21 protein-coding genes are annotated in these 26,481 nt (G+C 34.8%); 11 read left to right on the forward strand and 10 right to left on the reverse strand.

What is annotated here, in order from left to right; all coding sequences use genetic code 11:
- Together ACLHG9_RS07175 and ACLHG9_RS07180 are read left to right on the forward strand one after the other, a co-directional pair.
- On the forward strand, window positions 1–348 hold the full coding sequence (locus ACLHG9_RS07175) for a helix-turn-helix domain-containing protein (RefSeq protein WP_410220816.1): 348 nt from the start codon (window positions 1–3) through the stop codon (window positions 346–348).
- 66 nt (window positions 349–414) lie between these two features.
- Complete coding sequence (locus ACLHG9_RS07180) at window positions 415–993, forward strand: DJ-1/PfpI family protein (protein WP_410220817.1); 579 nt, start codon at window positions 415–417, stop codon at window positions 991–993.
- A gap of 104 nt (window positions 994–1,097) precedes the next feature.
- Here ACLHG9_RS07180 and ACLHG9_RS07185 read toward each other — a convergent pair whose 3' ends face one another.
- From ACLHG9_RS07185 to mqnC, 7 genes are all read right to left on the reverse strand, one after another.
- Complete coding sequence (locus ACLHG9_RS07185; RefSeq protein WP_410220818.1) at window positions 1,098–2,216, reverse strand: GNAT family N-acetyltransferase; 1,119 nt, start codon at window positions 2,214–2,216, stop codon at window positions 1,098–1,100.
- A 90-nt stretch (window positions 2,217–2,306) separates the two neighbouring features.
- On the reverse strand, window positions 2,307–2,501 hold the full coding sequence (locus tag ACLHG9_RS07190) for a hypothetical protein (RefSeq protein ID WP_410220819.1): 195 nt from the start codon (window positions 2,499–2,501) through the stop codon (window positions 2,307–2,309).
- 263 nt (window positions 2,502–2,764) lie between these two features.
- Entirely contained in the window at window positions 2,765–3,421 is a 657-nt protein-coding gene (locus ACLHG9_RS07195) for an ATP-binding cassette domain-containing protein (protein WP_410220820.1), read from the reverse strand.
- Window positions 3,422–3,721: 300 nt separating this feature from the next.
- On the reverse strand, window positions 3,722–6,655 hold the full coding sequence (locus ACLHG9_RS07200) for a two-component regulator propeller domain-containing protein (RefSeq protein ID WP_410220821.1): 2,934 nt from the start codon (window positions 6,653–6,655) through the stop codon (window positions 3,722–3,724).
- Window positions 6,645–7,427: a LytR/AlgR family response regulator transcription factor gene (locus ACLHG9_RS07205; RefSeq protein ID WP_410220822.1), complete on the reverse strand. Its 783-nt coding sequence runs from the start codon at window positions 7,425–7,427 to the stop codon at window positions 6,645–6,647. The genes ACLHG9_RS07200 and ACLHG9_RS07205 overlap by 11 nt, the downstream gene beginning before the upstream one ends.
- A 96-nt stretch (window positions 7,428–7,523) precedes the next feature.
- The gene (locus ACLHG9_RS07210; RefSeq protein WP_410220823.1) at window positions 7,524–8,039 is read right to left on the reverse strand and encodes a hypothetical protein; all 516 of its coding nucleotides are present in this window, start codon (window positions 8,037–8,039) and stop codon (window positions 7,524–7,526) included.
- A gap of 9 nt (window positions 8,040–8,048) precedes the next feature.
- Window positions 8,049–9,173: a cyclic dehypoxanthinyl futalosine synthase gene (gene mqnC / locus ACLHG9_RS07215; protein ID WP_410220824.1), complete on the reverse strand. Its 1,125-nt coding sequence runs from the start codon at window positions 9,171–9,173 to the stop codon at window positions 8,049–8,051.
- Window positions 9,174–9,320: 147 nt separating this feature from the next.
- On the opposite strand from mqnC, the gene ACLHG9_RS07220 reads away from it, so the two are divergent.
- Both ACLHG9_RS07220 and ACLHG9_RS07225 read left to right on the forward strand, forming a co-directional pair.
- Complete coding sequence (locus ACLHG9_RS07220; protein WP_410220825.1) at window positions 9,321–10,559, forward strand: M16 family metallopeptidase; 1,239 nt, start codon at window positions 9,321–9,323, stop codon at window positions 10,557–10,559.
- On the forward strand, window positions 10,552–11,826 hold the full coding sequence (locus ACLHG9_RS07225; RefSeq protein WP_410220826.1) for a M16 family metallopeptidase: 1,275 nt from the start codon (window positions 10,552–10,554) through the stop codon (window positions 11,824–11,826). Before ACLHG9_RS07220 ends, ACLHG9_RS07225 begins: the two co-directional genes overlap by 8 nt.
- Before the next feature lie 58 nt (window positions 11,827–11,884).
- Here the strand turns inward: ACLHG9_RS07225 and ACLHG9_RS07230 are convergent, their stop codons facing one another.
- The 3 genes from ACLHG9_RS07230 to ACLHG9_RS07240 form a co-directional block, all read right to left on the reverse strand.
- Window positions 11,885–13,777: a DUF3857 domain-containing protein gene (locus ACLHG9_RS07230; RefSeq protein ID WP_410220827.1), complete on the reverse strand. Its 1,893-nt coding sequence runs from the start codon at window positions 13,775–13,777 to the stop codon at window positions 11,885–11,887.
- A 1-nt stretch (window position 13,778) separates the two neighbouring features.
- Window positions 13,779–15,764: a DUF3858 domain-containing protein gene (locus ACLHG9_RS07235; RefSeq protein WP_410220828.1), complete on the reverse strand. Its 1,986-nt coding sequence runs from the start codon at window positions 15,762–15,764 to the stop codon at window positions 13,779–13,781.
- A gap of 248 nt (window positions 15,765–16,012) precedes the next feature.
- Complete coding sequence (locus ACLHG9_RS07240; protein WP_410220829.1) at window positions 16,013–17,845, reverse strand: PQQ-binding-like beta-propeller repeat protein; 1,833 nt, start codon at window positions 17,843–17,845, stop codon at window positions 16,013–16,015.
- 226 nt (window positions 17,846–18,071) lie between these two features.
- Between ACLHG9_RS07240 and guaB the strand changes: the two genes are divergently transcribed.
- The 7 genes from guaB to ACLHG9_RS07275 all read left to right on the forward strand — a co-directional run bounded on the left by guaB (window position 18,072) and on the right by ACLHG9_RS07275 (window position 26,352).
- Window positions 18,072–19,541 (forward strand): IMP dehydrogenase, encoded by a 1,470-nt coding sequence (gene guaB / locus ACLHG9_RS07245; protein WP_410220830.1) that lies wholly within the window; start codon window positions 18,072–18,074, stop codon window positions 19,539–19,541.
- A 138-nt stretch (window positions 19,542–19,679) separates the two neighbouring features.
- The gene (locus tag ACLHG9_RS07250) at window positions 19,680–20,765 is read left to right on the forward strand and encodes a hypothetical protein (RefSeq protein ID WP_410220831.1); all 1,086 of its coding nucleotides are present in this window, start codon (window positions 19,680–19,682) and stop codon (window positions 20,763–20,765) included.
- A gap of 29 nt (window positions 20,766–20,794) precedes the next feature.
- A complete protein-coding gene (locus ACLHG9_RS07255) occupies window positions 20,795–21,463 on the forward strand; it encodes a GIN domain-containing protein (RefSeq protein WP_410220832.1) in 669 nt (222 codons plus the stop codon).
- Between the two features lie 17 nt (window positions 21,464–21,480).
- A complete protein-coding gene (locus ACLHG9_RS07260; protein ID WP_410220833.1) occupies window positions 21,481–22,974 on the forward strand; it encodes a DUF4833 domain-containing protein in 1,494 nt (497 codons plus the stop codon).
- Window positions 22,975–23,010: 36 nt separating this feature from the next.
- The gene (locus ACLHG9_RS07265; RefSeq protein ID WP_410220834.1) at window positions 23,011–23,577 is read left to right on the forward strand and encodes an RNA polymerase sigma-70 factor; all 567 of its coding nucleotides are present in this window, start codon (window positions 23,011–23,013) and stop codon (window positions 23,575–23,577) included.
- A gap of 10 nt (window positions 23,578–23,587) precedes the next feature.
- Window positions 23,588–24,562 carry a FecR family protein gene (locus ACLHG9_RS07270; protein ID WP_410220835.1) on the forward strand — a complete coding sequence of 325 codons (975 nt, stop codon included), beginning with the start codon at window positions 23,588–23,590 and terminating at the stop codon, window positions 24,560–24,562.
- Window positions 24,559–26,352 carry an STN domain-containing protein gene (locus ACLHG9_RS07275; RefSeq protein ID WP_410220836.1) on the forward strand — a complete coding sequence of 598 codons (1,794 nt, stop codon included), beginning with the start codon at window positions 24,559–24,561 and terminating at the stop codon, window positions 26,350–26,352. The genes ACLHG9_RS07270 and ACLHG9_RS07275 overlap by 4 nt, the downstream gene beginning before the upstream one ends.
- The last annotated feature ends 129 nt before the right edge of the window (window positions 26,353–26,481 follow it).

Below are 26,481 nucleotides of genomic sequence, written 5' to 3' on the forward strand. Positions count from 1 at the left end.
ATGCCGCAAACACCTTTAGTCAAAGAGATTGGCAAAAACATTAGGCAACTGCGTTTAGAGGCAGGTAAAGGCCAGACAGAAGTTGCAAAAGCTTTAGGTATTTCGGTTGCGGCACTTTCAAAGATCGAATCTGGATTAACAGATCTTAATATCTCACGTTTAGTGCAGATTGCTAAATATTTCAAGGTGTCTGTTGTTTCTATAATATCTAAGGATATTGTAAGCGGGGCTTCTCAAGACTTGATAGAAGAACTATCTCAGTTGAAAAATAAACTGATTGATAAGGATAAAGAAGTAATGAAACTACAGCAAAAAGTAATTTCTTTATATGAAAAACTGGGTATTTAATTAACATTGATTTAACAATTCTCACTCATTAAAGCCTTAAATTTACTTAGCTAAAAATTAATTATTATGAGTAAGAGAATTTTAATGTTAGCCGGCGACTTTGTAGAAGACTATGAAGTGATGGTTCCTTTTCAGGCTTTATTATCAGTGGGTTTAAGTGTTGATGTAGTTTGTCCGGATAAGAAAGCAGGAGAGACAGTACCAACGGCCGTTCATGATTTTGTAGGCAATCAGACTTATTGTGAGCTTCGAGGCCATAATTTCATGTTGAACAAGAGCTTTGATGAAGTAAATCTTGCAGATTATGATGGTCTATATGTTTGCGGAGGCAGAGCCCCAGAATATATCCGCTTAAATGAGAAAGTATTGGAATACACCCGTCATTTCTTTAATGAAAATAAACCAGTGGCAGCGATTTGCCATGGCATACAGGTTTTAACTGCAGCAGAAGTTTTAAAAGGAAGAACATTGACTGCCTATGTTGCAGTGGGGCCTGATATTAAACTGGCCGGAGGTACATGGAAAAATATCCCTGCAGATCAGGCTGTAGTTGATGGTAATTTAGTGACTTCGCCTGCATGGCCTGGACATCCCGCTATCTTAAAAGAATTCTACAAGCTTTTAGGAATAACAATCAACATGTAAGCAAAAAAGGCTGTTCAACTATTATGTGTCATTCTATATTTAATAGGGATGAAAATCAAGAAACGATTTCATAATGACAAATTAAAATAGTTGAACAGCTTCTTTTAAATATCTACCCTTAAGGTTAAATGCTTTTTGCCAAACCTGGCTCCTGTTGCTTCATGTATAGCCAGCATTTTTTCGTTAAAATCACCTACCCATGAAAGCTCCAGCTCATCATACTGATTTTTGGGTATCACATATTCTTTAAGCTTAATAAATAATGCTGATTCCAGACCATGTTTCTGATAAGCCTGTTTAGTACCCATTACAATGGCACGCATACGGTTAATGCCTTTCCAGCGTCTGTACGCGAATTTTAACTTCTGCAACAGGCCTAATTTGCCATTAAAACCTTTGATCATCTGGTTGGCATCCGGAATAATTACAACAAAAGAAGCCGGCTCCCCATCTGCATAAGCAAACCAGATCAATTTCTCGTCCATGATCACTTCCATCTGCTTAAAACTCTCTTCCAGAGTTTCCCTTTTTATAGGAACGAAGTTTTCAAAATCTTTCCAGCCATCATTATAAATCTCCATTAAATCAGAAATGTATTTACTGGCATTTGATTTTTTGAAATGTTCAAAGCTGTAAGCCGGTTTGGATGCAACCCATTGCGCAATTTTAGTAAAACGTTCAGGAAAAGGTATTTTAATATCAATGATATTGGTTAATTGCTCATAAGCTGTTTTAAATCCATAATTAGTAAACAGGTTATGGTAGTAGGGCAGATGGTAGTTCATGCCATATGAAGCAGGTGTAAAACCCTCTACGAGCAAACCCCAGAAAGAATCATTCTCACCAAAATTTACAGGTCCTTCCATTACCTCAATGTTTCTTTCTTTTAACCATGTTTTCGCTGTATCAAAGAGCATATTGGCAGTATCTTGTTGATTTATGCTTTCAAAAAATCCTATGCCACCTGTGGTTTTTTCATAAAGATGCGCTTTTTTCTGGTTTATAAATGCAGCTATACGACCAATGGTGTTTCCTTGTCCGTCTTCCAATATCCATCTGGTGCATTCGCCATGTTTAAAAAAAGGATTGGCATGTTGATCAAAAACCTTTTCTATATCCTGATCTAAAGGTCTTATATAGTTTGGGTCGTTTTTGTACAACTCTTCAACTATATTTAAGAAACGTTGCTGTGCTGATCTGTCTTTTACTTCAGTAATTCTCATTTACTCCGGTTTTAAACTTTAGAATGGCAAAAGTTAATAAAATAAAAAGCATCCTGAAAGGGATGCTTTTTATTTTATGCTGATTTTAGATTAATAATCATCATCGTCGTCATCAAAACTTTCGAAGGTATCTAAATCATCAAGCGGCATGTCAAAGTCGTCTTCGTCTTCATCGTCATAACTTTTGTCCGCAGTCACATCATCATCAAAATCGTCGTCTAAGTCCTCTTTTGATTTAGGCTTACTTGTAGGTTTGTTCGGAATAGATTTTTTAGGCGTTTTCATAACACAAAAAAATAGTTAAAATATTCGAAAGTTGTATGCTTAGTTAAAATTAAGAAAATCTTTTCTAAAGTAGAAAGTTCTTTTCCTGTTTCGTTTACGGGTGCCAAAATTATAATAAAAACCGCTTCTGTGAAATTTTTTTTCAAATTTTTAAAAGGGTATTTAATGTCATTAAAAACGGGTTTTCATGTAGAATATTTTATAGCCGGAAATAAAAAAGAAGATTTTAAAATTGGAGAAGAATTATCTTTTTCTATATGTGCTTAATGATAAGGTATATAGTTATGTAAACTTAAATCTTCCATACTGTTAATGGTATAATTAGACCCGTTTTTAAGCAGAATGATTTCAGTAGAAATATCTATAATATCACGGTAATAATGATCAGTAATCACAAATGCTTTCTGCTGCTTCAGCAATAAAATATGTTTTTTGATTTCCTGTATCATAACTGGCGACAATTGAGAGAAGGGTTCGTCTAAAAGAACAAAGGCTGCATCGCTGTAAATAGTAAGAATTGCTTCAACTAAACGTACCGTACCACCTGACAAAGTAGTAATCTTACTTTTGAGATAATGTTGTATAAGTTTAATACTTAGAAGTTCTTTTTTGTACCTGTTGCACAGCAAATTGATAATGGTTTCTAATTTTAATTGCTGTGGTAAGAAAGGATGTTGGGGCAGGTAGGCTAACTGTTGCGTAAGATATGCAGGTTTTTTAATGATCTTTCCATTTAATTTAAGGTAAATATGATTTGCTTTGATGCTTCCAAACATACATTTTAGCAAGGTTGATTTTCCGCAACCATTTCTGCCCAGTATTCCTTTTATATCGCCAGTGCTGCATTGCAGATGTACGCCGTTAAGCACATTTTGGCCTTTAAAATAATGATAAAGACTATCTACATATAATTCTGGCATGTTAGCACGAAGTTAGGAAAAAAGGAAATCAATTTAGTGTATTGTTACACAGTAATATAGCTAAAATAAAAAAGCGTCCTGATTGTTTAATCGGGACGCTTTTAACACACAAATGAAACCTGAATTGAGATATAATTTTAGGTTAGGTTAAAAAATATCTTACCAATCCTTTAAGAACGTATATTCAACAATATCACTAATGGATTTGTTTATTTTTCTAAAACAAGTTTAATACAAAACTCAGGGCTTTGGGTTTCTTATTTAGTAAATGGTAGGTTTTTTTGAGTTAACGGTAAAGTTTTAGTTCATTGGGATGTTAATTGTAACTGTAGTGCCCCAATTTCCGTTCTGTTGTACCTTAAAACGTATAGATTTTGCTTCAATCTTATTAAGTAAGTTGATGCGTTCAAGAGTAAGGCTCATGCCTTTGCTCTGATGACTTTTTTGTTTATTCTTGAGTGAATTTTCAATGCCAATGCCATCATCTATAATTTTGATCAGTAAACAATCGCTTTCTTTTTCAAGTAAACCAATTTCTATCGTAACCGTACCACCTTCTTCTTTTGGCATTATACCGTGCCATATGGCGTTTTCAATAAAAGGCTGTAACAGCATTGAAGGGATATAAGTCTCATCTTTATCAATTTCATCGTTAATGATGATGTGGTAATTAAATTTATTGCCGAAACGGTATTTCTCTAAGCTCAGATAGAGGTTTAGGTATTCAATTTCTTCTTCTAAATTGATATAACTTTTGGTACAGATTTCAAGATTTTTACGGATAAGTTTGGCAAAACCGGTTAAGACCTTATTGGCCGAAGAAGTATTTTTTGTATTGATGTAATGCTGTATGGAGTTCATTACATTAAATACAAAATGCGGGTTCATCATAGCTTGTAAAGCTTTCTGTTCAAGCATGAGTACTTTATTTCTTAACAAGAGTTGTTCCTGTTCTTTATTTTTCTTGCGTTTGGTAATATCTGAAGCAATGAGATAAAGTAAACATGCTGCTAAAACAATAATAATACAGATAAACCACCAGGTCTGGTAAAAATACTTTTTTAAAGTGAAGCTAAAGGCAGAGGCCTTACTCCATTCGCTATCCTGACTTTTAGCACAAACTTCAAAAACATAAGATCCAGGCTCTAAAGAGGTAAGGTCTAATCTTCTGCTTTTGGTTTCTATCCATGTAGCATCGGCTTTTAAACGATATCTGTAAATAATATTGCGATTTTTGAAATCTATAGCACTGTAATTAATGGTTATATTTTGCTCATCAGGTTGCAAAATAGAGTTAGGTATACCTAAGTCCAAATCCTGATGGTTTTTGCTTACAGAAGAGATATATACCTGCGGAGCAGGATTGTTTTGAATACTCTGTTTATATGCGAAATACAGGAGGCCGTTCTTTGTAGCAAAATAGGCGGTATCTGTATCGATATACAAATCGTTCAGATCGTCAGAGAGAACTTCATTCAAATAATCAAAAGAAGTAATACCAGGTACATTATTATGTAAAGTAATACGGTTAATACCAGTGTTGCTGATGGCCCATATGGCATTGTTTTTTACAAACAATCGGTTTACAATATTATTACTTAAACCATTAACCGTAGTAATCTGGTTAAGAATTTTATTGTTTTTATAGTACAGGATTCCATAACCATCGGTAGCAAGAACCAGGGTTTGATCTGGTAATTGTTGTATATCGTTAATGCGTTTTTTTAAGAGCGGATGATTTTGGTAATGGGGATAAACAGACTTGTTCCTGACTTCATTTAAACCATTGATATTAGAGAACCATAGATTATTATTATGATCATAAAAAACCCTGTAGGCCCTGCCTTTAAGGCTTTTCTGAAAATCTGATTTTTGAGTGGAGAAACTAAGATTATTATCATTTAAAGTAAATACACCTGATGAAAGTGCAATGCTTAAATTATTAAATTCATTAAACGTGAAGTTCTTAACAACAAAAAATAGGTTTTCTTTTTCTCTTAAATAACTGATATTTTTTGAAGCAGGGTAATTTACATTTATGCTACCCAAACCATAATCGGAGGCAAAATACATTTTGTTCTCCTGTTTATTAAGATTTAGCTGCTTTATAGCATTGAATTTATCTTTTTCAGGTATACTAAAATTCTCAATCTTCTTATTATCAAGGTTTAAAATGTTAATCTGTGCATTCCCTGTACCAAGCCATAACCTGTTGCGATTGTCTTTATAAATACTTTTTAAGTTATTTTCAGTTAAACCATGTTCTTTATCTAAAATAAACAGCTGCTCATTTTTATTGGGCATTTTATAAATGCCATTCTTAGTAATGAACCATACATTTCCTGTTTTGTCTTTTAGAATTTGGTTTACATCTTCGTTGTCTAAAAAATGTTCTGTATTGCCTTGCTGATTTACCTTATAGGCTCCATGATTATTGCTTAACCAAAGTTCATTTCCATCATAAAAAATATAGCCTAACTTGCTTGTGGTAAGTTCTTTAGGTACGGTGAAAAGAAGCGTGTTATTAGGTCCTTCTTTAAGATTTAGTCCTGTGTTATCTACCAAAAAAGTATGGTGATTATGGTATTGTACCGTTTTGTAAGATTGAGGAAAGATATGATCGCCAACTAACAGAAAATTTCCTCTGGTATATAAAAATGTTGAATTTTCATTGTAAGCCCAGATATTTCCGTTTTTATCTTCATATATAAAAGCATTTTGAAATTTATTGTACTGAGATAAGGCACTTAGCCTGGATAAAGATTTGCCATCCCATAATCCAATTAAATTGGTATTTGTACCAAACCAAATGCGACCTTTGCTGTCTTCAAAAAAAGAAACTATAACGGTATTGAAATTCAGTTCCTTAAGTTGTGAATTGTTATCCTGATTATAAATTTTACCATTATAGAAATAACTGAGCTGCCCATTTAACGACAAAAACCAGATACGGCCTTTGCTATCTTCTCTTAACTGTAAGATCTGGTTGTCTGGAAGGCCATTATTAACTGTAAAATTCTCGAAAACAGTACCATCGAAACGGCTTACACCCGCATCGGTAGCTATCCATAAATAACCTTTCTTATCTTGTATAGAAAAAAAGCAGTTGTTGCTGGGCAAACCCTGCTTAGTGGTATAGTGGGGAAAATAAATTTTCTGTGCTTTTAACGTGCTTAAAGGTAAAACCGCTAAAATCAACCAAAGTAAATAGTATGTAAACTTTCTATTTGTCACTATTCTTAATGGTATATGATTTTATTTTTTCATAGAAATCACCTGCTCTCCGCCTTGAAACAGCTATAGTCTCTCCATTTTGTAAGGCCACCGTTAATCCGTTTTTATTGTAATATTCTTTAACATGCGTGAGGTTAACAATGCTTGATTTATGAATACGTAGAAAACGGTTCTCGGGTAAGATTTCTTCAAAATCTTTTAAAACCTTAGAAACGGTTATTTTTTCTTTATTTACAAGATTAAAGACTGAATAATTGCTATCGGCTTCTATATGTAAAATATCATCAAGTTCTATTACACGATAACCCTGACTGGCTGGTAATGTGATCTTATTGATGTTTTGTTGATTATTCAGATCATGCTCAAGATTTTTTAAACTTTCGGTACGGCTTTGCTTATCCAGCTGGTTTAATTTGTGGTGTTTAGAGGCTTTGTTTACGGCATCTTTAAGGTCATCAATATCGATGGGTTTAAGTAGATAATCTATAGCATTGGCTTTAATAGCTTTTAAAGCGTATTGATCATAAGCAGTGGTGAAAATAACAGTAGCGTTACTCTGTTGTACATCAGGTATCAATTCAAAACCATTTTCACCTGGCATGGCTATATCCAAAAAGATAAGATCTACGGCGTGCGTTGCAAGTAAGGTACGTGCTTCTTTTACAGATTTTGCAATACCCGAAATATGGATATCCGGACAATTCTCCTGTAGCAAAAAGTACAGTGATGAACGGGCAAACTCTTCGTCGTCAACAATAATAGCTTTTAACACAAATGTTTTTTCGGTTAATTTATCAAAAAAATAGGGCTTAAAGAAAATTATTGATGTTTTTGCCTAAAGAGCTAACAAATTATATTTAAAAAATACTTATTTCGATATATTAATATTAGCCAAAAAAAGATCTTTTAGCTTAGACTCTTTATTGTCAGGTAAAATACAACCTGCTGTATAAGCTATGCCATCAACAAATACAATATTCATTTGAATTGTTAATTTGTCTGCAGAGTTTTTACCGTAAATTGCATAAGAGGTGCAGTTTTGAAAGTTGTAAATTTTTGGTTTTTCGAAAACATATTTTGGAAAAGAAGGAGCTAAGCCTTTTAGAAATTCATCTGCATATTCTTGTGAAATTATGCTTTTGTTAAATGTCTCCAGCGACAGAGAGGTTACTTTTAGTAAATCAACAAAATAGGCAGCATAAATTATATTATCTTGATTTAAGGCATAGCTAGTTTCATTTAATTTTTTTGGTTCAGTTGGGAAGCTGACAGTAATCTTATTGTTGATTTTTTGTTTAAACCACCCATCTTGGGCATACGTAATTGAACTTAAGCATAAAAAAACTAAAATTAAGACTATATTTCGTGTCGATAGCTTTTTCATAATACTGTTTTAATAGGTAATAACCTGTTCTTCCATGTGTTCGGGCAGATCTCGGTAATTATATTTCTGTCCACGTAACTGGGGCTCAAACCCAGCTTCTCTTATTGCCGTTTGGATGCCTTTGGCTGTAAAACGATGCGGAGCTCCTGCTGCCGATACTACGTTTTCTTCGATCATGATTGAACCAAAATCATTGGCTCCAGCATGTAAGCAAAGTTGCGCCACGGTTTTACCTACAGTTAACCAACTAGCTTGTATATTTTTAACATTAGGAAGCATAATTCTGCTTAGTGCAATCATTCTTACATATTCATCGCCGGTAACATTATTACTGATTCCTCGTAAGCGTTTAAGTAAGGTACCATCATCTTGAAAAGGCCAAGGAATAAATGCAAGAAAACCATTTGCATTTTCAGGTTTCTCGCTTTGTACTTCTCGTATCCATACCAAATGCTCAAAACGTTCTTCAATAGTTTCAATATGTCCGAACATCATGGTGGCAGAAGTGGTGATATCTAACTGGTGAGCTGCACGCATTACATCCAGCCATTCCTGTCCGCCACATTTGCCTTTAGAGATTAAACGGCGAACACGATCATTTAAAATTTCTGCACCGGCACCCGGTAAACTATCTAAACCCGCTTCTTGTAACGCTTTAAGTACTTCGGTGTGGGAAATATCTTCTAATTTAGCAATGTGTGCTATTTCTGGAGGCCCTAAAGCATGTAGCTTTAAGTCCGGATAGAGCTCTTTAAGTTGTTTAAACAGCGTTGTATAAAATTCTAATCCTAGATCAGGGTGGTGACCACCTTGTAGCAGTAACTGATCTCCACCGTATTTAAAGGTTTCCTCTATCTTTACTTTATAGGTTTCAATATCGGTAATATAGCTTTCTTCATGTCCAGGTCTACGAAAAAAGTTACAGAATTTGCAATTGGCAATACAAACGTTGGTGGTATTTACATTCCTATCGATTTGCCAGGTTACTTTACCACTTGGTACCTGGATTTTTCTAAGCTCATTAGCTACAAAAGCCAGCTCGGCTGTTGAAGCGTTATGGTATAAAAAAACACCCTCTTCCTGAGTTAAGAAATCGAAATTTAATGCTCTGGTCAGTAAATCGCTTGTATTCATGAAAACAAAGATAAAGAAAAAGCACAGAACGTTTAGTGGTATTCGCGTTAGCGGGGTGTAATTTTAATACATGAAGATAAAAACCCGATTGCTGATGTGCCCTTATTTTAAAGCTAAACGATTATCTTTACCCATCTAAAGATTTATATGATACATTTCAATCGTTTTATACTGGCCAATGGGCTGAAAGTTCTGGTGCACGAAGATGATACTACACCTATGGCTGTTTTAAATATTTTATATGATGTGGGGGCTAGAGATGAGGAAGAAGGAAGGACCGGATTTGCACATTTGTTTGAACATTTGATGTTTGGAGGTTCTGTTAACATACCAAGTTATGATGAGCCTTTGCAAAGGGTAGGAGGAGAGAACAATGCTTTTACCAGTAACGATATCACCAATTATTATATTACCTTACCGGCAGTAAATATAGAAACTGCTTTCTGGTTGGAAAGTGACCGGATGTTGAGCCTTGCTTTTTCTGAAAAAAGTTTAGAAACACAACGGAATGTGGTTTGTGAAGAGTTTAAACAGCGTTATTTGAACCAGCCGTATGGTGATGTATGGTTAAAGTTAAGGCCTTTGGCTTATCAGGAGCATCCGTACAGATGGGCTACCATTGGACAAGATCTCGCACAGATCGAAAATGCAAAAATGGAAGATGTTAAAGCTTTCTTTAAAAAGCATTACAACCCACAAAATGCAATTATGGTAGTAGGCGGAAACGTGAAAACAGAAGAAGTTAAACAATTGGCCGAAAAATGGTTTGGTGATATACCAGCAGGGGAGAAATACCACAGAAATTTACCAAAAGAACCTGTACAGACCGAAATGAGAAAATTAACGGTTGAAGCAAATGTACCTTTAAACGCGATATACATCGCCTTTAAGATGCCGGCACGTTTAGATAAGTCTTATCAGATTTATGATCTGATGTCTGATATTTTATCTCAAGGACAATCATCGCGTTTATTTAATAGTTTGCTAAAAGAACAGAAGTTATTTAGCGATATTAATGCTTATATCACTGCCAGTATAGATCAGGGCTTGTTTATTGTTGAAGGAAAACTGGTTAAAGAGGTTAAAATGGAAGAAGCTGAAAATGCCATTTGGAAAGAACTTGAAAAATTAACCACTGAACCGGTAACTGAAAATGAACTGACCAAGGTTAAAAACAAATCTGAGTCAATTATGGTATTCTCTGAAATGAATTTACTGGATAAAGCAATGAATTTAGCTTACTATGAATTATTGGGCGATGCAGCAAACTTAAATACTGAAATTGATAAGTACTTAAAAATTACTGCTGCAGAGATACAAGAAGCAGCCCGCGAAACTTTTAAAAAAGAAAAATCGTCAACATTATATTACTTGGCAAATGCTTAACAGAACACAGGCACCTGCATTTAGGCAGGTTAACAATATTAAATTTATACCTCCCGTAAAACAGCAATTGGCCAATGGTATTGATGTTTTTATTTTAAATATAGGTGAACAAGATTTGGTACGCATTGAGTTTATATTCGAGAATGTAAACTGGGATGCAAGCAAACCTTTATTGGCTATGGCTGTAAATGGCCTGATTAATTCGGGTACAGCCAGTTTAAGTGCTAAGGAAATTGCAGATAAAATAGATTATTATGGTGCTTTTCTGCAAACAGACTTCTCTTCAGATTATACCAATGTAACCTTGTTTACGCTTACAAAACACCTTAACGCTGTTTTGCCTGTGGTTTATGATATCTTGAACAACAGTATTTTCCCTCAGGAAGAACTGGACATTTATAAGCAGAACCAAAAGCAGCGTTTACAAGTTAATCTTCAGAAAAATGATTTCTTAGGTCGTAAAACTTTTGCTCATGCAATTTTTGGCAATACACCTTACGGCATAAATGTTGAAATGGCTGATTATGATGAGTTAAAAAGAGAAGAGTTATTGACGCATTACCAAAGTGCTTATCAACCTAAAAACTGTGTGATTATTGTTTCTGGTAAATTCGTGAATAAGGATTTTGAGGTGCTGGATCAGATTTTTGGAAAGTCATGGAAAAATGAAGGACCTTTTGAGAAAAATAAGTTGTCGTTTGTAGCACAGGACGGTCAGGAAATATATGTTGAAAAACCAGACGCTTTGCAATCGGCCATTAGAATGGGAAATTTGGCTATAGATAGGAAACATCCTGACTTCCCATCGTTACAAGTGCTTAATTGCGTATTAGGTGGTTATTTTGGCTCAAGGTTAATGGCTAATATAAGAGAAGATAAGGGTTATACTTATGGCATAGGTTCTGCCGTGGCTTCATTAAAACAGGCTGGTTATTTCTTTATTGCTACCGAAGTAGGGGCGGATGTATGTGCTGATGCGCTTAAGGAAATAGAGAAAGAGATCACGTTGTTGAAAACAGAACCAATTAGCGAAGAAGAATTAGACCTGGTTAGAAATTATATGTTAGGTTCAATGTTGGGTAGCTTGGAAAATGCTTTTTCGCATGCCGATAAATTTAAGAATATCTATTTCTCTGGTATGGATTATGATTATTATAGCAGATATATTGATACGGTAAAAACCATTACACCGGCTCAATTAATGAATATTGCTAATAAATATCTAAATTCTGATCAGATGATCAAAGTAGTAATCGGTAAAAAATAAATCTTATGATCAGGCTGTTTCAAAAAATAATCTTTCTTTGTGAAACAGCCTTTATTCTTTATTTGCTAAGTACAGCTTTTACCTTATCTGCCTGATAGATCTTTTTGTAAAAATCTACATACTCATTGTATTTAGAAGCAGGATAAGTTTTCGAATTCATGGTTTGAGTACGTTTGTAAGTAATGGTATTTCCATTAGCAATAAACGAAGCAGTATACTCACCAAATTCTGAGACTAACTTAACATCTTTTGGCAAAAACTCAACTTTTAGGCCTGTCGGTAACGTATAAGTAATTTCGTCTTCGTCGTTGTAATCAAAAGGAATGGCAAAAGAGGTTTTTCTATTGGTAATCTTCTCAGGAACACTTTCTTTTCGGTTAATTTGATTGACTACTAAAAACATTTTATCTCCGCCCTTGGTTAATAACTGTTTAGTTATGTATCTAATTTCTCCATTAACTATGGGAAGTTTTTTATCATTTTGCTCAAATTTAACCTGTAGAAGTTCGGCATCTGCAAAATCTAAACCTTGCAGAATTCTCTTACGAACCTCTGTTGGTTCAGATAGAAGATTTGATAGGTTATCTTCGTATTGAGCATTGCCATAGCTTGATTTAGTAGAAATATTGGCGGTGCCGTCTTCAGCAAGTAAAACAGAGGTTTTGCTAAATTGGTAATTATCTTTACTTTGATATTTTGGAGTTCTGATAAGCTTACCACCATTTTCTGTAACCATTAATACAGTTCTATCTGAATTACTATAGCCAATATAGCCCATTGGGTAATTTTGACTGGTGCATTCCAGAAACGTAGTATCTTTAGCCGATGGTACAGCCAAAATCATATGATTGGCCTGACCCATACTTGAGTACGTTTTATTTAGTTCGGGCATGCCATTGCCTATCAGAATTAAATTAGATTGAATGCCAGCCTCTTTAAGCAATGCTTTCATATAATTTGACAATGCTTTGCAATCTCCATAATTTACTTGGGCTACTTTTTCTGCAAGGATAGGCTTAAACCCCCCAATACCTAATTGAACGCTTACATAACGTGTGTTTTGCTGTAAATAATTATACAGGATTTGCATTTTTTCATGATCTGTTTTAGCATCTTTAATTAAACCTTGTACTATAGTTTTTGTTGCAGCGGGCAGAATATCTCCATTTTCATTGAGTTTTGAAATCCAGGCCCCTAAATTACTCCAAGTACTTAAATCGCCTTTAAAACTATCAAATTCAAATTGATTTGGCGCAATTTTAACCCATGCAGCTAATTGATCTGTACCCACACTTAAAGGTTCATGAATGGTCGCAGGAATATTATCTGCAACCCAAGAATAGATAGTCTTATTGTTTGTGGTAATAGAATCTGTTTTCAGACCTTCGCTTGTTAAAAAACGTACATTTAACCCCGCATTTTTTTGAAATACATAGCTTGATTTTTCTGTTGCAATGTGATAGCCTTTCAAAGATTTCCATGAAGGAAGCATCAAAATTCCATTAAAGTCTTGTGAATAACTGTATTCAACTGTATAAGGATAAGTCGTATTTGAGATATTCAATAGCTTAACACGGTCGTCTTGAAAAATAGTATAATTAGATACTAAACTGTTATCACGAAAATCAGATGATTTGTAGTCCTTTATTTTTTTGCCTGTAGCATCGTAAAGTATCCCTTTTAAATTATAAATATTAGAAAAACGATCATAAACTTCTGCAAATTCTGCATACGTATCACCAGCTTTGCTAAGAATAGTGATCACAATTTTATATTTAATTGTTCCTGATCCTATTGTTTTGTACTCATAAATTTGTTCTTCGTTTCTAACTACAGCTACTGCATCTTGTTTTAAATTGTCAGGAATTTTACTCGCATCATAATTATTTTGCGATTGTACTGTTAATGAAATTAAGCCTATAAATAAGGTAAAAAGAATATATTTTTGCATGTTAAGATTTCTTTTTAAATACAATTTGCTCTGCCTGCTTTTCAACTATCGTCTTAAATAATTCTTTGATATCAAAATATTCCTCTGGTCTGAAAAGCGTTTTATTGATTTCTATTGTACTTCTAACCAATACGGTTTTGTCTTGACTTACAAAACTTATACTAAAAGAACCTTTGTTTTCTGGTAATTTAAATACACCTCCTTGTGGTAATTTTTCAATGTCATACTCTGCAGGGAAGTTAATGAAAGCCCTGATGCTTTCTTTCATAGGATAAGCAAAATCTACCGGAAAATTTCTGGTCTCATGTTTAAAGAAATTCTCTTTGGTTCTTTCATATAACAAGGGATTTAAGTAAACTAAATTACCGGCTTCTTCCACATTTTCTTCAATGGTTACTACTAATTCTTCATTTAAGGTCTCATCAAAATTATCTAGGTTGTTGAGTTTGTAACTATCTATTTCTAAGCCCTGTTTATCTTTTTTGATGTTCTTTATAAATTCAGCTTCATTTGCGTTTGAACGATAACTGTTTCTTCTGGAAAGTGCTCCATAGCCTTTATAATATTGTAAAATACTTCCCTTTAATTTGTTTTCTTTATCAAGGGTTAGTGCATAACTGTATATTTTCTCATCTCCAAATTCAGGTTCTGTATTAATCCAAGCTCCGGTTTCTGTTTTAATATCTACAGAAAAACCTTGGTGATTGAGGTTTTCAAATGAAACCATACCTAAAAAATGATCTTTATTGGTAGCATCTAAAATCAAATCTTTTTCTAAACCTTTAACATGTACCAATACACTATTAAATTTTGTTATTTGCGGAAAGCCAGGGTGCATACCATTACTTCTTGTGCTAACTAAAAGAGCGTTTGCATCAATTTTAGCTTCCTTAAGAAAGCTTAACAATAGTAAATTGATATCGGCTGAATTGCCAGTTCTTTTCTCTAATACTGTTTTTGGATTAGATTCACTGGTATATAAGTTATAACTGTCATTCCATTTTACATTACTTTTAATATAATTGTAGATCAAAGTGGTAACTTTCAATGGATCTGTTTCTGTTTTAATAATACTAGGAAGAAGAGATTTGGCAGCTGCATTTTTTTTAACAAATAAGCCAAAATTTTCTTCGCTAACCAAACCTTTAATAATTTTAGGCCAATTGCCCGTAAGATCTCTGTAAGTATCATTAGGATAACGGGTCCCCATCAATTCAAAATCAATGGATGTCATGTAATCATCTATAGTAGTAATGAAAGGTTCCTTTTTTAGAGATGGGATATTCTCCAGTATATATTGAGTATCAGTGGCATTGGAATTAATGCCGATAATGTAGTTAGCGCTTACTGTTTCATTTTTAGTTTGGTTGATTTTGTAATAACCTTGATAAGAAGGCTTATAAACAAAATATTCTGGAATTCTTACATTGTATTCTGAATAGAGGGTGGGAATGTCCGATTGAAAAGTCCATCCTCTTAAGTTGAATATGAAAGGAGAGATAATAGCATATTTGTACTCTATGATCGAGCCTTCTTTAACATTCCCTAAAGTATATTTTTTGATTTGGTAATTTTTATTGAATTCTTCAGTAAACTTTGAATCCTTGCTAAGTTTAGTAACAGCTATTTTGCCAGCTTCCATATTATAGGTTGCGGCATCCATTTTCAATAGATCCTCTCTGTTACTGTTATTGCTTCTATATAATGAAATTTTAAAATCAGCTAAGTCATATGCATTCTTGTTAATGATCTTATAACGTACATGTCTTTCAAATACGAAATTAAAACCGGTTCTTTCATTATATTGAAAATAACAATCACCTACATCAAAAATTTTCACAGCGGCAGCGGCTGAATCTTGCCCACTAGGTTTTATATTAAAATCTTCAGGATTAATTTTTCCAAACTTGAATTCTTTTTTTTGAGCGTAAGCGGTTACAGATAGGCATACAATGCCCAACATGTAAATAAGGCGGTTAATTTTCATGGTTCTTTTAAAACGCAATGATAATAAAGAAAAACAAAAAAAGAGTAAATTAAAATCTAATTTTAATTTACTCTTTTAAGTAGCTAATATATAATCCGTTTAATCGTGATGTTAATTTTAGGTATAATATTCTATATTATTTATCATCATCCATAATAATACTTTTTTCATTAGATGTTTTAGAATCTATTAAAACCTCAATATATATAATTTCTATATAATTCTTCTGCTTGAAAAGGAGGTGTCTATTATTTAACCTTTAATAAGGTTACTATACCATCCATTGTACTTGCCAGTACGGTATTTTTATCAATCACTTTAAAGCTGTTAACCATGGCGTTGTCAATTTTATGCGCCCATATGGTTTCTTTGGTTTTAGGATTAATTGCATATATAATTCCATTTTTTGTGCCAAAAAAGAGGATGCCATCTTTTTCTATCAGATCAGAAGGCGTATGCTCATAACCATACCCTACATTGATTTTTTCGGCTATTCCATTATCTGTATCTGATGTCTTGTAGGCAACAATGTAATCATTCATGGTTTTGCCATATACTAATGCACTATCGGCAGATAAACCGATTGACTCACGTACAGTAGCCTCTTTATTGCGCCATAAGGTTTCACCGTTATTGGCATTGATAGCAGTTAATACACGATCTGGAGCTGCAATATATACAGTGCCTTTAGCTGCTACCGGAGTGCACATGGCAGGAGAGAACATGCGATTGGCGCTGCCATTGGTCCATTTCCATTCTAAACTGCCTGTTTTTAGGTCTAAAGCATATAAATAACGTCCCCATGATCCAAAAATAATCTTGCTCTGGTAAATGAGTGGTTTACCAACAATTGTTCCTTCTACTTCGCTAAATTTCCAGATGCTTTTGCCTGTTTTAAGATCCAAGCATTGAAAAGTATTGTCGCTTGCCCCAATGTAAACTTTACCCTCATGAATTACAGGAGAGCCCAGAACAGATTTTTGGGCAGTAATTTTCCAAATCTGTTTGCCATTCACAGTGTTCAGCGCATAAATATTGCCATCTCCAGAACCCAATACAACTAAATTTTCACTAACCGCAGGAGAGGAATAAATGGCACCTTTGGTTTTGAAAGTCCATACCAGTTTGCCATTATTTCTGTTCAATGCTTCTACATATCCTAAACTGTTACCAAAAATAACCAGATTATTTGTATAAGTAGGTGTATTTACTACATTGGCATTGCTATGGTATGTCCATGCCGCTTTAGTTTGGGGATAGGACTGGTTAATGGCATAACTTGGCCTATCGTATGTTTTTCCATTATCAATAAATGGTTTTAAAGCAATTTTACGCCATGTAGGTGCTAACTCTCCTGCAGGCTTTTTGGTAGCAAAGAAAACAGAATCTTTAGCCATTGTTACAATGTTATAACCTCCAACCGCATCATTAGCTCTTAGGTTAGAGCGACCCATTGTAGCAGGTATGCCCTCAAAATCGTAAGCTTTATTTTGGTGGCCATGCCCACAAATAGCATATTGTATATTGTATTTTTTTAATCGATCTGTTATTTCATACCAATTATCCAAACTGTTATCAACAGGATAATGGTTTACAAAGATTAGAGGCATGGTTTTAGGTGTTTTTTTTAATAAATTATCTAACCATACTGTTGCATCACGAGGTATATGCCCGTCACTCATTCTTACATAGGGGCCTGATGCACAAGCTATGAAACGATATCCATTATAGTCGAAGGTAAATTTATCGTACCCAAAATTTTTAATAAAAGATACACCACCAGATTCAGACCAGCCTGTATCATGGTTGCCCGGGATGATATAATAAGGTTTGTTCAGGTCGGCAAGAATAGTTTTAGCTAATTTAAGTTCTTCATCTGTTCCCATCTCAGTAATATCGCCGGTTATAATCACAAAATTGATGTCATTTTGTTGATTAATATCAGCAACTGTTCTGCGCAGGTCTTCTTCGCCTGTAGTTGTGCCTACGTGCGTATCTGTAACATGTGCATATTTAAAGTTTTGTGCAAATGTTAAATAGGCAACACTACATAAAATAAGGGATAAAACTAATTTTTTCACGTTATGTTTTGTTTAATGAGCAACTAAGTTAGCACTTGAGAATGTTTTTTCTGTTAACATATTGAGAGTTTTACATTCTATTTTTCATAAACCTTTAGTTGTTTTGTGATGGCTTTTTGAATTGAGCAGTATTGTTGATTTACAAAAAATCAACAAATTTAATTTTAATTTAAAATGCTAACTCCGTATATTTGCCCGGCAAATAATAAATCTTAATTTATTTGCTATGCAACTTGATCCCCACAAATTTCTTGCTTTAGGTTTAACATACGATGACGTACTTTTGGTACCTGCGTATTCAGAAATTCTGCCTCGTGAAGTTAACACCAGCACTTATTTAACCAAGAAAATAAAACTTAATGTGCCATTGGTTTCTGCGGCCATGGATACGGTTACAGAAGCAGAACTGGCTATTGCCATTGCGCAAAATGGTGGTTTAGGTATGTTGCATAAGAACATGTCTATAGAAAGACAGGCCGAAGAAGTACGTAAAGTAAAACGTTCTGAAAGCGGTATGATACAAGATCCGGTAACTTTATTGGAAACATCAGTTGTTGCTGATGCTTTTCAGATCATGAAAGAACATAAAATTGGTGGTATTCCTGTAGTAAATGCAGATAATAAATTGGTAGGTATCATCACCAACAGAGATTTGCGTTTCCAGAAAGATATGCAAAAGCCTATTGCGCAAATCATGACAAAAGATAATCTGATTACCGCACCGGTAGGTACAACGCTAAAAGAAGCCGAAGAAATTTTACAAAATCATAAAATTGAAAAACTTCCGGTAGTAACCAAAGATGGTGCACTTAATGGATTGATTACCTTTAAAGACATACAGAAAGTTAAACATTACCCAACAGCCTGTAAAGATGAAATGGGACGTTTACGCGTAGGTGCTGCCGTAGGTGTAACTGCAGATACTATGCAACGTGTAGATGCATTGGTAAAAGCAGGTGTAGATGTCATAGCTATTGATACTGCACACGGACATTCAAAAGGTGTTATCGACAAATTAAAAGAAGTAAAAACTAAATATCCTGATTTACAGGTGATAGCTGGAAACATAGCCACAGGTGCTGCTGCAAAAGCTTTAGCAGATGCAGGAGCCGATGCCGTAAAAGTAGGTATTGGGCCGGGCTCTATTTGTACCACACGTATTATTGCCGGAGTGGGTGTACCGCAGTTATATGCTGTTTACGAATGTGCAAAAGCTTTAAAAGGTACGGGTATCCCTGTAATTGCCGATGGTGGTATCAAGCATACTGGTGATATAGCTAAGGCCATTGCAGCTGGTGCAAGTACTGTTATGGCAGGTTCTTTATTTGCAGGAGTAGAAGAAAGTCCGGGTGAAACCATCATTTACGAAGGACGTAAATTCAAATCATATCGTGGCATGGGTTCTATTGAAGCTATGGAACAAGGTTCTAAAGACCGTTATTTTCAGGATGTAGAGGATGATATTAAGAAACTTGTACCAGAAGGTATTGTAGGTCGTGTACCATATAAAGGAACTTTAGCAGAGGTAATGTACCAGTATATAGGTGGTTTACGTGCAAGTATGGGTTATGTAGGGGCTGCATCTATAGAAAAACTACAAGAAGCCCAGTTTGTACAGATTACTGCAGCCGGTATGCGTGAGAGTCATCCACATGATATTACCATTACCAAAGAAGCACCAAATTATAGCAGATAATTCTTGATAAAAGAAAATATAAAAGGGATTATGTATTACATAGTCCCTTTTTGTTTTAATCGAAAAAGTTAAAATATTTTTCAGGGGACGTAGGGGTAGGTGTACACTTTGTTGTCTTGTATTTAAATAAGATACAAGATGAAGAAATCATACTACACACAAATGTCAAAACAATGCCTTAAAGCAGCAGCGGTATTTATCTTATCGTTTGCAGGCATTGTTAAAAATGTAAGCGCACAAGAAACCAAAATATTTAAGGCCAATATTGGGTTGGTATATCCTTTAAGCACAAACGGAACCCATGCCCCTTTAGATACCAACAACCTTTCCCTTAATTTAATAGCAGGTGTTTCCTCGGCAGAAAAAGGCAGCTCTTTTGCGGGCTTATCTAATGTAGTCCGTCATTATACCAAAGGCGCACAATTTGCAGGCTTTTCAAATCATATCGGAACTGAAGCAGACGGTGCTTTATTCGCCGGTTTTTTGAACACTTACCGTTCAGCAAAAGGTGTACAGTTTGCAGGTTTTGCCAATGTAGCCCAAAATAATGTAACCGGAGCACAGTTTGCAGGCTTTATCAATACGGTAAAAGATCTGAAAGGCAGTCAGTTTGCTGGTTTTATTAATGTCTCCAAAAATGTAGAAGGTAACCAGTTTGCCGGTTTTATCAACGTTGCAAAGAACGTAAAAGGCATACAAGCTGCAGGGTTTATCAATATTGCTGAAAACAGCGACTTCCCGATAGGTATCATCAATCTGGTTAAAAATGGAGAGAAAAGCATAGCTGCAACCATTGATGATGACCAAACGTCTATGCTAACGTTCAGGTCGGGCGGAAAATATCTGTATGGTATTATAGGTGTGGGCTATAATTTTAAAAATAAAGAAGAAGTCTATGCCTTTGAAGCTGGTTTAGGCGCACATTTTTTCCAGTCAAAGCATTTCAGGTTAAATACAGAGCTGGTGCAGGGGATGTTAGAAAGTTTTGAAAAAGGAGAGTATATCAAAAGTGCTCTGAGAATACTTCCAGCACTTAAGGTTACTAAATTATTTGAAATTTTTGCAGGACCTTCTTTGAATTTTGTTTCAACGAACAGTACGGAAGGTTTATTGCTTCATCCCGAAGGCAACAGAAACGTTCTCCATACCTGGAACAGTCGCTGGTCTGATCATAGACAAACTTTATACATAGGATATCAAGCTGGTTTACAAGTGGTTTTTTAAAAGAATTTTTAACACATAAATATAAACATATGAAAAGAACATTATATCTAAATATAGTACTGGCATTAAGTTTGATTTTAACCTTTACCTCATGTAAAAAAGAACTCATCACCGCAAATGGGCGCGTGATTACAGAAGATAGAAATGTAGGTCAGTTTACAGGTATCAGTTCAGGTGGAAATACACCTGTGCAGATCAGATACGGAAGATCATATAATATAAGCGTAAAAGGATCAGCTAACATCGTTCCTTATTTCACTACGCGTGTAGTAAACAATAAACTCAATATAGGTTTTGCGGAGTACGCTAATATCAGGCATGATGATATTGAAGTAGTGATTACCATGCCAACTTTTAATAGAATTTTATTAAGCGGCAGTGGAAAAGTTGAAATAGAAGATGGTTTTTACGCTTTACCCTTTCTAAATGTAAATATAAGTGGATCAGGAGATGTGCTGTTAAACCACTCTCTCAATGCCCAAGAAGTTGACATAGAAATCTCGGGATCAGGTAAAGCAGATTTTAAGAAGCTAAATGTAAAGTATGCGGATGTAACTATATCTGGAAGTGGTAATGCCTTCATACAAGTAGAAGAAAAATTGAAAGCCCGTATCAGTGGCAGCGGGAAAATATATTATGCCGGAAATCCGCTTATTGAGCAATACATCAGTGGTAGCGGAAAAGTAATCAGATTTTAAACATTAATAATAGATTTATGACTGCTCAGCTTAATTGGCCGGTTTTAGGTTCTGTTTTTGGAGCCGAAAAGCTTGCGATAGACGAACTGTATCATATGCAGAATAACGTTCCCAATCTCATGGTTTATGCGCTACCTTTGGTTGTTGTATTTACCCTACTTGAGTTTGTACTGTCAAAAATATTTAAACATGAAGATTTTCATGCGCAAGAATTAAAAGGCTCATTATTTGTTGGTTTAGGAAACTTAATCGTTAATTTACTGCTGAAATCAGCTTTGTTAATGGGGGCAGTATGGTTGTACAATTTATTGCCCTGGCGTATACATTTTAGCTGGTTAAGCCTTATTCCATGTTTTATCATTTACGATTTTTGCAGCTACTGGTCGCACCGTATATCGCATTTTAACCGTTTTTTCTGGGCATCACATGTGGTACACCATTCTGCCGAACATTATAACCTTACTGTTGCTTTCAGGCAAAGCTGGGTACAACATGTAAAAATCGTTTTCTTTATTCCGGTAGCTTTATGTGGCTTTCATCCTATTATATTTTTATTAGTGAGCCAGTTAAGTACATTGTATCAGTTTTGGGTGCATACAGAAACTATAGGTAAGCTCCATCCGTTTATTGAAAAGTATTTGGGCACACCGTCTAATCACCGTGTACATCATGGTAGCCAGGAAAAATATATAGATAAGAATTTCGGTGCTACGTTTATGATTTGGGATCATTGGTTTGGCACATTTCAATACGAAGAAGAAAAACCCAGATATGGACTTACCACACCCCTTGCCGAGAAAGGCAACCCTTTTGTACTTAATTTTCATGAATATCGAGACATTGTTAAAGATATCAGACAAAGTAACAGTTTAAGAGAAGTCTTGTTTTTCCTGTTTGCAAGCCCAACAAAAATATATCGTTATAAATCCTCAGAAGTGGGGAAGCTAAGTAGCAAAACACATAAATTAAATTATTTGTATGCCACCATAGTTGTGCTTACCCTTTTGATCATAGGACAATGTGCTTTTGCACAGGATAAACTACCCGAACCTAAATTGAAAAATCTGTTATTCTTTCTGCAGCGTACACCCGATGCCAATACGGTAGTTTACCAGCTTAACTACAACCAATATGGAACCTTAGATACTAAATTTCCTATAAAAGCTTCGTGGATCAGATACGAGGAAAACGGGATTTACAAGGATCTGACCAATATAGAAAAGAAACTGGCCTATGGTGTACAATGCAAATATATAGGCAACGATGCCTATGAAGTAAGGTTAGTATCATATAAAAAATTACCCATGTACCTACTCAAGTCTAAAGAAGATTTGCAGCATAAACTTTACATTAAAGAAGAAGGAAAAGACTTGTTGCTGAAACGTGTTTTTGTTAAAGTAGAAAAAAATACTTTTATGTTTCCCAGAGTTCAATATATAGATTTGTTTACGGTGGATAGCGATAATGGACATGAAATATTAAAAAGAATTAACATAGCACAGGCTAACTAAAGTTCGCAAACCTATATATTTGAACCCGTAATTAATGTGAATACCACTACAGGAACATATAACGATAGCGCATTTGAGCAATTATTTAAAGCCAACTATAAGGCCTTGCATGCTTATGCGCATATGATACTAAAAGACGAAGAAACTGCCGAAGAAATTGTACAATCCATGTTCTTAAAACTATGGGAAAAACGATATCTTTTAGAAACCCAGAATTCTGTAAAAGCATACTTGTACAGGTGTATCTATAACGATAGCCTTAACTTTTTGAAACATGAAAAAGTTAAAGTAAAATACCAGGATTTTACAGTACATACCATGGATACGCACAGCCTTTCTGCATCACATAAAATAGAGCTTTCGGAATTGCAAAACCAATTGAAAAAAGCATTAAATGAGCTGCCTGAGCAATGTCGCACTATATTTCAGTTAAGCCGTTTCGAAGAGTTAAAATATAAAGAAATAGCTGAACAACTAAATATTTCAGTTAAAACAGTAGAAAACCAGATGAGTAAAGCACTTAAAATTCTACGTTCAAAACTGGTTGATTTTATGGTGCTGTTGTTATTGGGATTAGGAAATTATCATGATTATTTAAATTAAGCAAAACGATATGAATGACGAATTATTGATAAAGTTTCTGCTTAAAGAAACCTCTGAAAAAGAAAATGCCGAAGTACAGGACTGGATTAGTGCTGATGGAGAAAATGAAAAATATTTTAAGCAGCTTGAACAGATCTGGAATGAGAGTGCTGGTTTGGCAACTCAGTCTTCTGTAAATGAAGAGTTGGCCTGGCAAAAATTTAAAACAAGAGTAGCGCAAAAAGAAGAAAATATACAATCCGTTCAATTAAAAGCAAAACGCAGCAACGGCAATTTTAAATGGTTGAGCATAGCTGCAACGTTTTTTATCGTGGCTGGTGTATGGTTAGTTTACAGTTTGTTAGGTAACGCTTATACAGAAGTTTCAAGTAAGGCCTTGGTTGTAAACAAAGTATTACCAGATGGCTCACAGCTGGTGCTAAACAAAAACACTACGTTAAGCTATGCAAATGATTTTAAGCAAAACCGAAAAGTATTGTTATTAAAAGGAGAAGTGTTTTTTGATGTGGCACATGACCGCAAGCATCCGTTTACCATTGCAATGGATCAGGTAAATGTAATGGTGGTAGGAACCTCCTTTAATATCAAACGAAATACTGATCATATTGAAATAATTGTAGAAAGTGGCGTAGTTAAGGTTAAAAGAAACAATAGTGAGATCAGTTTGATAAAAGGGGAGCGGGTAATGATAAGTGCCGATAGTCAAGCGCAGCTTGTAAAACGGGCTAATGAGGATGAATTGTACAATTATTACCGTACACAACTTTTTGTAGCCCGTAATACACCGCTTTACAGATTGGTAAATATACTTAATGAAGCTTATGGTGTGCAAATTGTACCTGCGGATGATGTTAAAGCGTTAAGGATATATACCACTCTTCCGTTCAATAACCTTGATAAAAACCTGAATAACATATGTGAAGCTTTAGATCTGCAAATGGAACGTAACCAAAACCAGATTCTGTTGTCTAAAAAACGTAAATGAGAACCAGACTACTATTCATTTTAACTTTATTTTTTATCTGTTTTTTAGCACAGGCGCAAACCGCTGTAAATTACAACCAGAGCAATCTAGCTAAAAGAGTAACCCTGGACCTTAAATCTAACCGTATAAGCGATGTATTGCAAAAAATAAGCAATGCAGGGAAATTTTATTTTGCTTATAATGGAGCTTTGTTTAAACAAGATAGTATCGTTAACCTCAATGTAAAGAATATACCTGTTCGGGATGTATTAGATCAGCTTTTTGATGGCAAAGTAGCTTATAAAGAAAACGAGGAATATATTATTCTAAGGTATGCTGCAAATCGGTTTTCTATTGAGGCAGAAAGTATTGTTACGGCAGAAAATCTTTATGCCATTACAGGTTATGTGGTAGATATACAGACAGGTAAAAGAGTAAAAAATGTAAGTGTTTATGAAAAACGCTTATTGCAATCGGCACTTACAGATGAAGAAGGTACGTTTAACCTCAAATTTAAGGGAGAGCATAAAGCTATTATACTTACAGCAAGCAAAGAAAATTATAGAGATACATCTCTTGTATTTTTATCCAGTATAGATGTAAAACCTCAGGGCTATGACGATCCCGATAAAGAAAAAGGAACCCTTTTCTCGGATATGCTGGATAACTTTAGAATAGGACGTTGGTTTACTTCTTCAAAGCAACGTATTCAAAATATTAACATACCCAATTTTTTAGCCAATATGCCTGTACAGGCCTCTTTAACACCGGGTTTGAGCTCACAGGGTAAAATGAGTACAAGTGTAGTCAATAAATTTTCGTTAAATCTTGTAGGTGGTTATACAGCCGGAGTTGATGGTATGGAGATAGCGGGAGTTTTTAATCTTGACAAAGGAAATGTACAGTATGTACAGGTGGCAGGTGCGTTTAACGTGGTAGGAGGTTTGACTAAAGGTGTACAGGTAGCTGGCGCATTAAACGTAAACGGACAAGATGTTAAAGGTGTTCAGATATCTGGCGCTTTTAACAATGTGCAGCGGAATATGGAAGGTGTACAGGTATCAGGTTTAAATTATGTAAGGCGTTCAGCAAAGGCAGTACAGATATCAGCAATGGGCAATATCATAACCAATGATCTGGAGGGGATACAGATTACAGGTTTGGGCAATATTGTAAGCAAAAATGTAAGGGGCATACAGATATCTGCTCTGAGTAATATCGTTTCGGGAAAAATGCGAGGAATACAGATCGCGGCTGTATTTAACTATGCCAGATCAAATAAAGGCTTACAGATTGGACTGGTCAATGCTGCTGATTCTTCATTAGGGGTTAGTTTAGGCTTGTTTAATTTTGTTAAACATGGGTACCATAAAATTAGTATTTCAGCAAATGAATTGGTCAATGCTAATGTGGCTTTTAAAAGTGGTAATGCCAATTTGTATACAATATTCATGTTAGGAAAGAATTTTGTTAAAGACGAAAATATAGAAACCTTTGGTTTAGGTTTTGGCCATGATTTTTTTGGAGGAAAACTATTTTCAGTAGCAACAGAATTAAGTGCGCAACACCTTTATTTAGGACGTTGGGACTATGCCAATATTTTAAATAAATTTCAGCTTAATCTGCAATTGCGCATTTTTAAAGGATTGAGCATATATGGCGGGCCTGTGGCCAATTATTATATAAGTGATGCTCCTGCAAATTATGTAAGCCCTACGGGTTATAAGCAACAAATTGAACCTGCTAACAGTAAAAATATAAAAGGCCATAAAGGTTGGATAGGGTGGAATGCGGGTATTACTTTGTTTTAAGCCTCTTATATCATTCCGAACTTGGTTTGGGATTTTCTGTTATTCTTAATAGATGCTGAAACCAGTTCAGCATGACGGTAGGAATTCTATTATCACATTCATTTACGTTACCCTGATTACGAAGTAGCT

This window comes from Pedobacter sp. (genome assembly GCF_046462515.1).
In the GTDB taxonomy this organism is placed as follows: Bacteria; Bacteroidota; Bacteroidia; order Sphingobacteriales; family Sphingobacteriaceae; genus Pedobacter.

Excerpts from the sequence above, each read along its gene's own strand:
- ACLHG9_RS07225 (WP_410220826.1), top strand. The coding sequence starts at position 10,552 with ATGCTTAACAGAACACAGGCACCTGCATTTAGGCAGGTTAACAATATT.
- ACLHG9_RS07190 (WP_410220819.1), bottom strand. The coding sequence starts at position 2,501 with ATGAAAACGCCTAAAAAATCTATTCCGAACAAACCTACAAGTAAGCCT.
- ACLHG9_RS07175 (WP_410220816.1), top strand. The coding sequence starts at position 1 with ATGCCGCAAACACCTTTAGTCAAAGAGATTGGCAAAAACATTAGGCAA.
- ACLHG9_RS07220 (WP_410220825.1), top strand. The coding sequence starts at position 9,321 with ATGATACATTTCAATCGTTTTATACTGGCCAATGGGCTGAAAGTTCTG.
- ACLHG9_RS07270 (WP_410220835.1), top strand. The coding sequence starts at position 23,588 with ATGAATGACGAATTATTGATAAAGTTTCTGCTTAAAGAAACCTCTGAA.
- mqnC (WP_410220824.1), bottom strand. The coding sequence starts at position 9,173 with ATGAATACAAGCGATTTACTGACCAGAGCATTAAATTTCGATTTCTTA.
- ACLHG9_RS07275 (WP_410220836.1), top strand. The coding sequence starts at position 24,559 with ATGAGAACCAGACTACTATTCATTTTAACTTTATTTTTTATCTGTTTT.
- ACLHG9_RS07255 (WP_410220832.1), top strand. The coding sequence starts at position 20,795 with ATGAAAAGAACATTATATCTAAATATAGTACTGGCATTAAGTTTGATT.
- ACLHG9_RS07260 (WP_410220833.1), top strand. The coding sequence starts at position 21,481 with ATGACTGCTCAGCTTAATTGGCCGGTTTTAGGTTCTGTTTTTGGAGCC.
- guaB (WP_410220830.1), top strand. The coding sequence starts at position 18,072 with ATGCAACTTGATCCCCACAAATTTCTTGCTTTAGGTTTAACATACGAT.
- ACLHG9_RS07185 (WP_410220818.1), bottom strand. The coding sequence starts at position 2,216 with ATGAGAATTACTGAAGTAAAAGACAGATCAGCACAGCAACGTTTCTTA.
- ACLHG9_RS07250 (WP_410220831.1), top strand. The coding sequence starts at position 19,680 with ATGAAGAAATCATACTACACACAAATGTCAAAACAATGCCTTAAAGCA.
- ACLHG9_RS07235 (WP_410220828.1), bottom strand. The coding sequence starts at position 15,764 with ATGAAAATTAACCGCCTTATTTACATGTTGGGCATTGTATGCCTATCT.
- ACLHG9_RS07210 (WP_410220823.1), bottom strand. The coding sequence starts at position 8,039 with ATGAAAAAGCTATCGACACGAAATATAGTCTTAATTTTAGTTTTTTTA.
- ACLHG9_RS07180 (WP_410220817.1), top strand. The coding sequence starts at position 415 with ATGAGTAAGAGAATTTTAATGTTAGCCGGCGACTTTGTAGAAGACTAT.
- ACLHG9_RS07230 (WP_410220827.1), bottom strand. The coding sequence starts at position 13,777 with ATGCAAAAATATATTCTTTTTACCTTATTTATAGGCTTAATTTCATTA.
- ACLHG9_RS07195 (WP_410220820.1), bottom strand. The coding sequence starts at position 3,421 with ATGCCAGAATTATATGTAGATAGTCTTTATCATTATTTTAAAGGCCAA.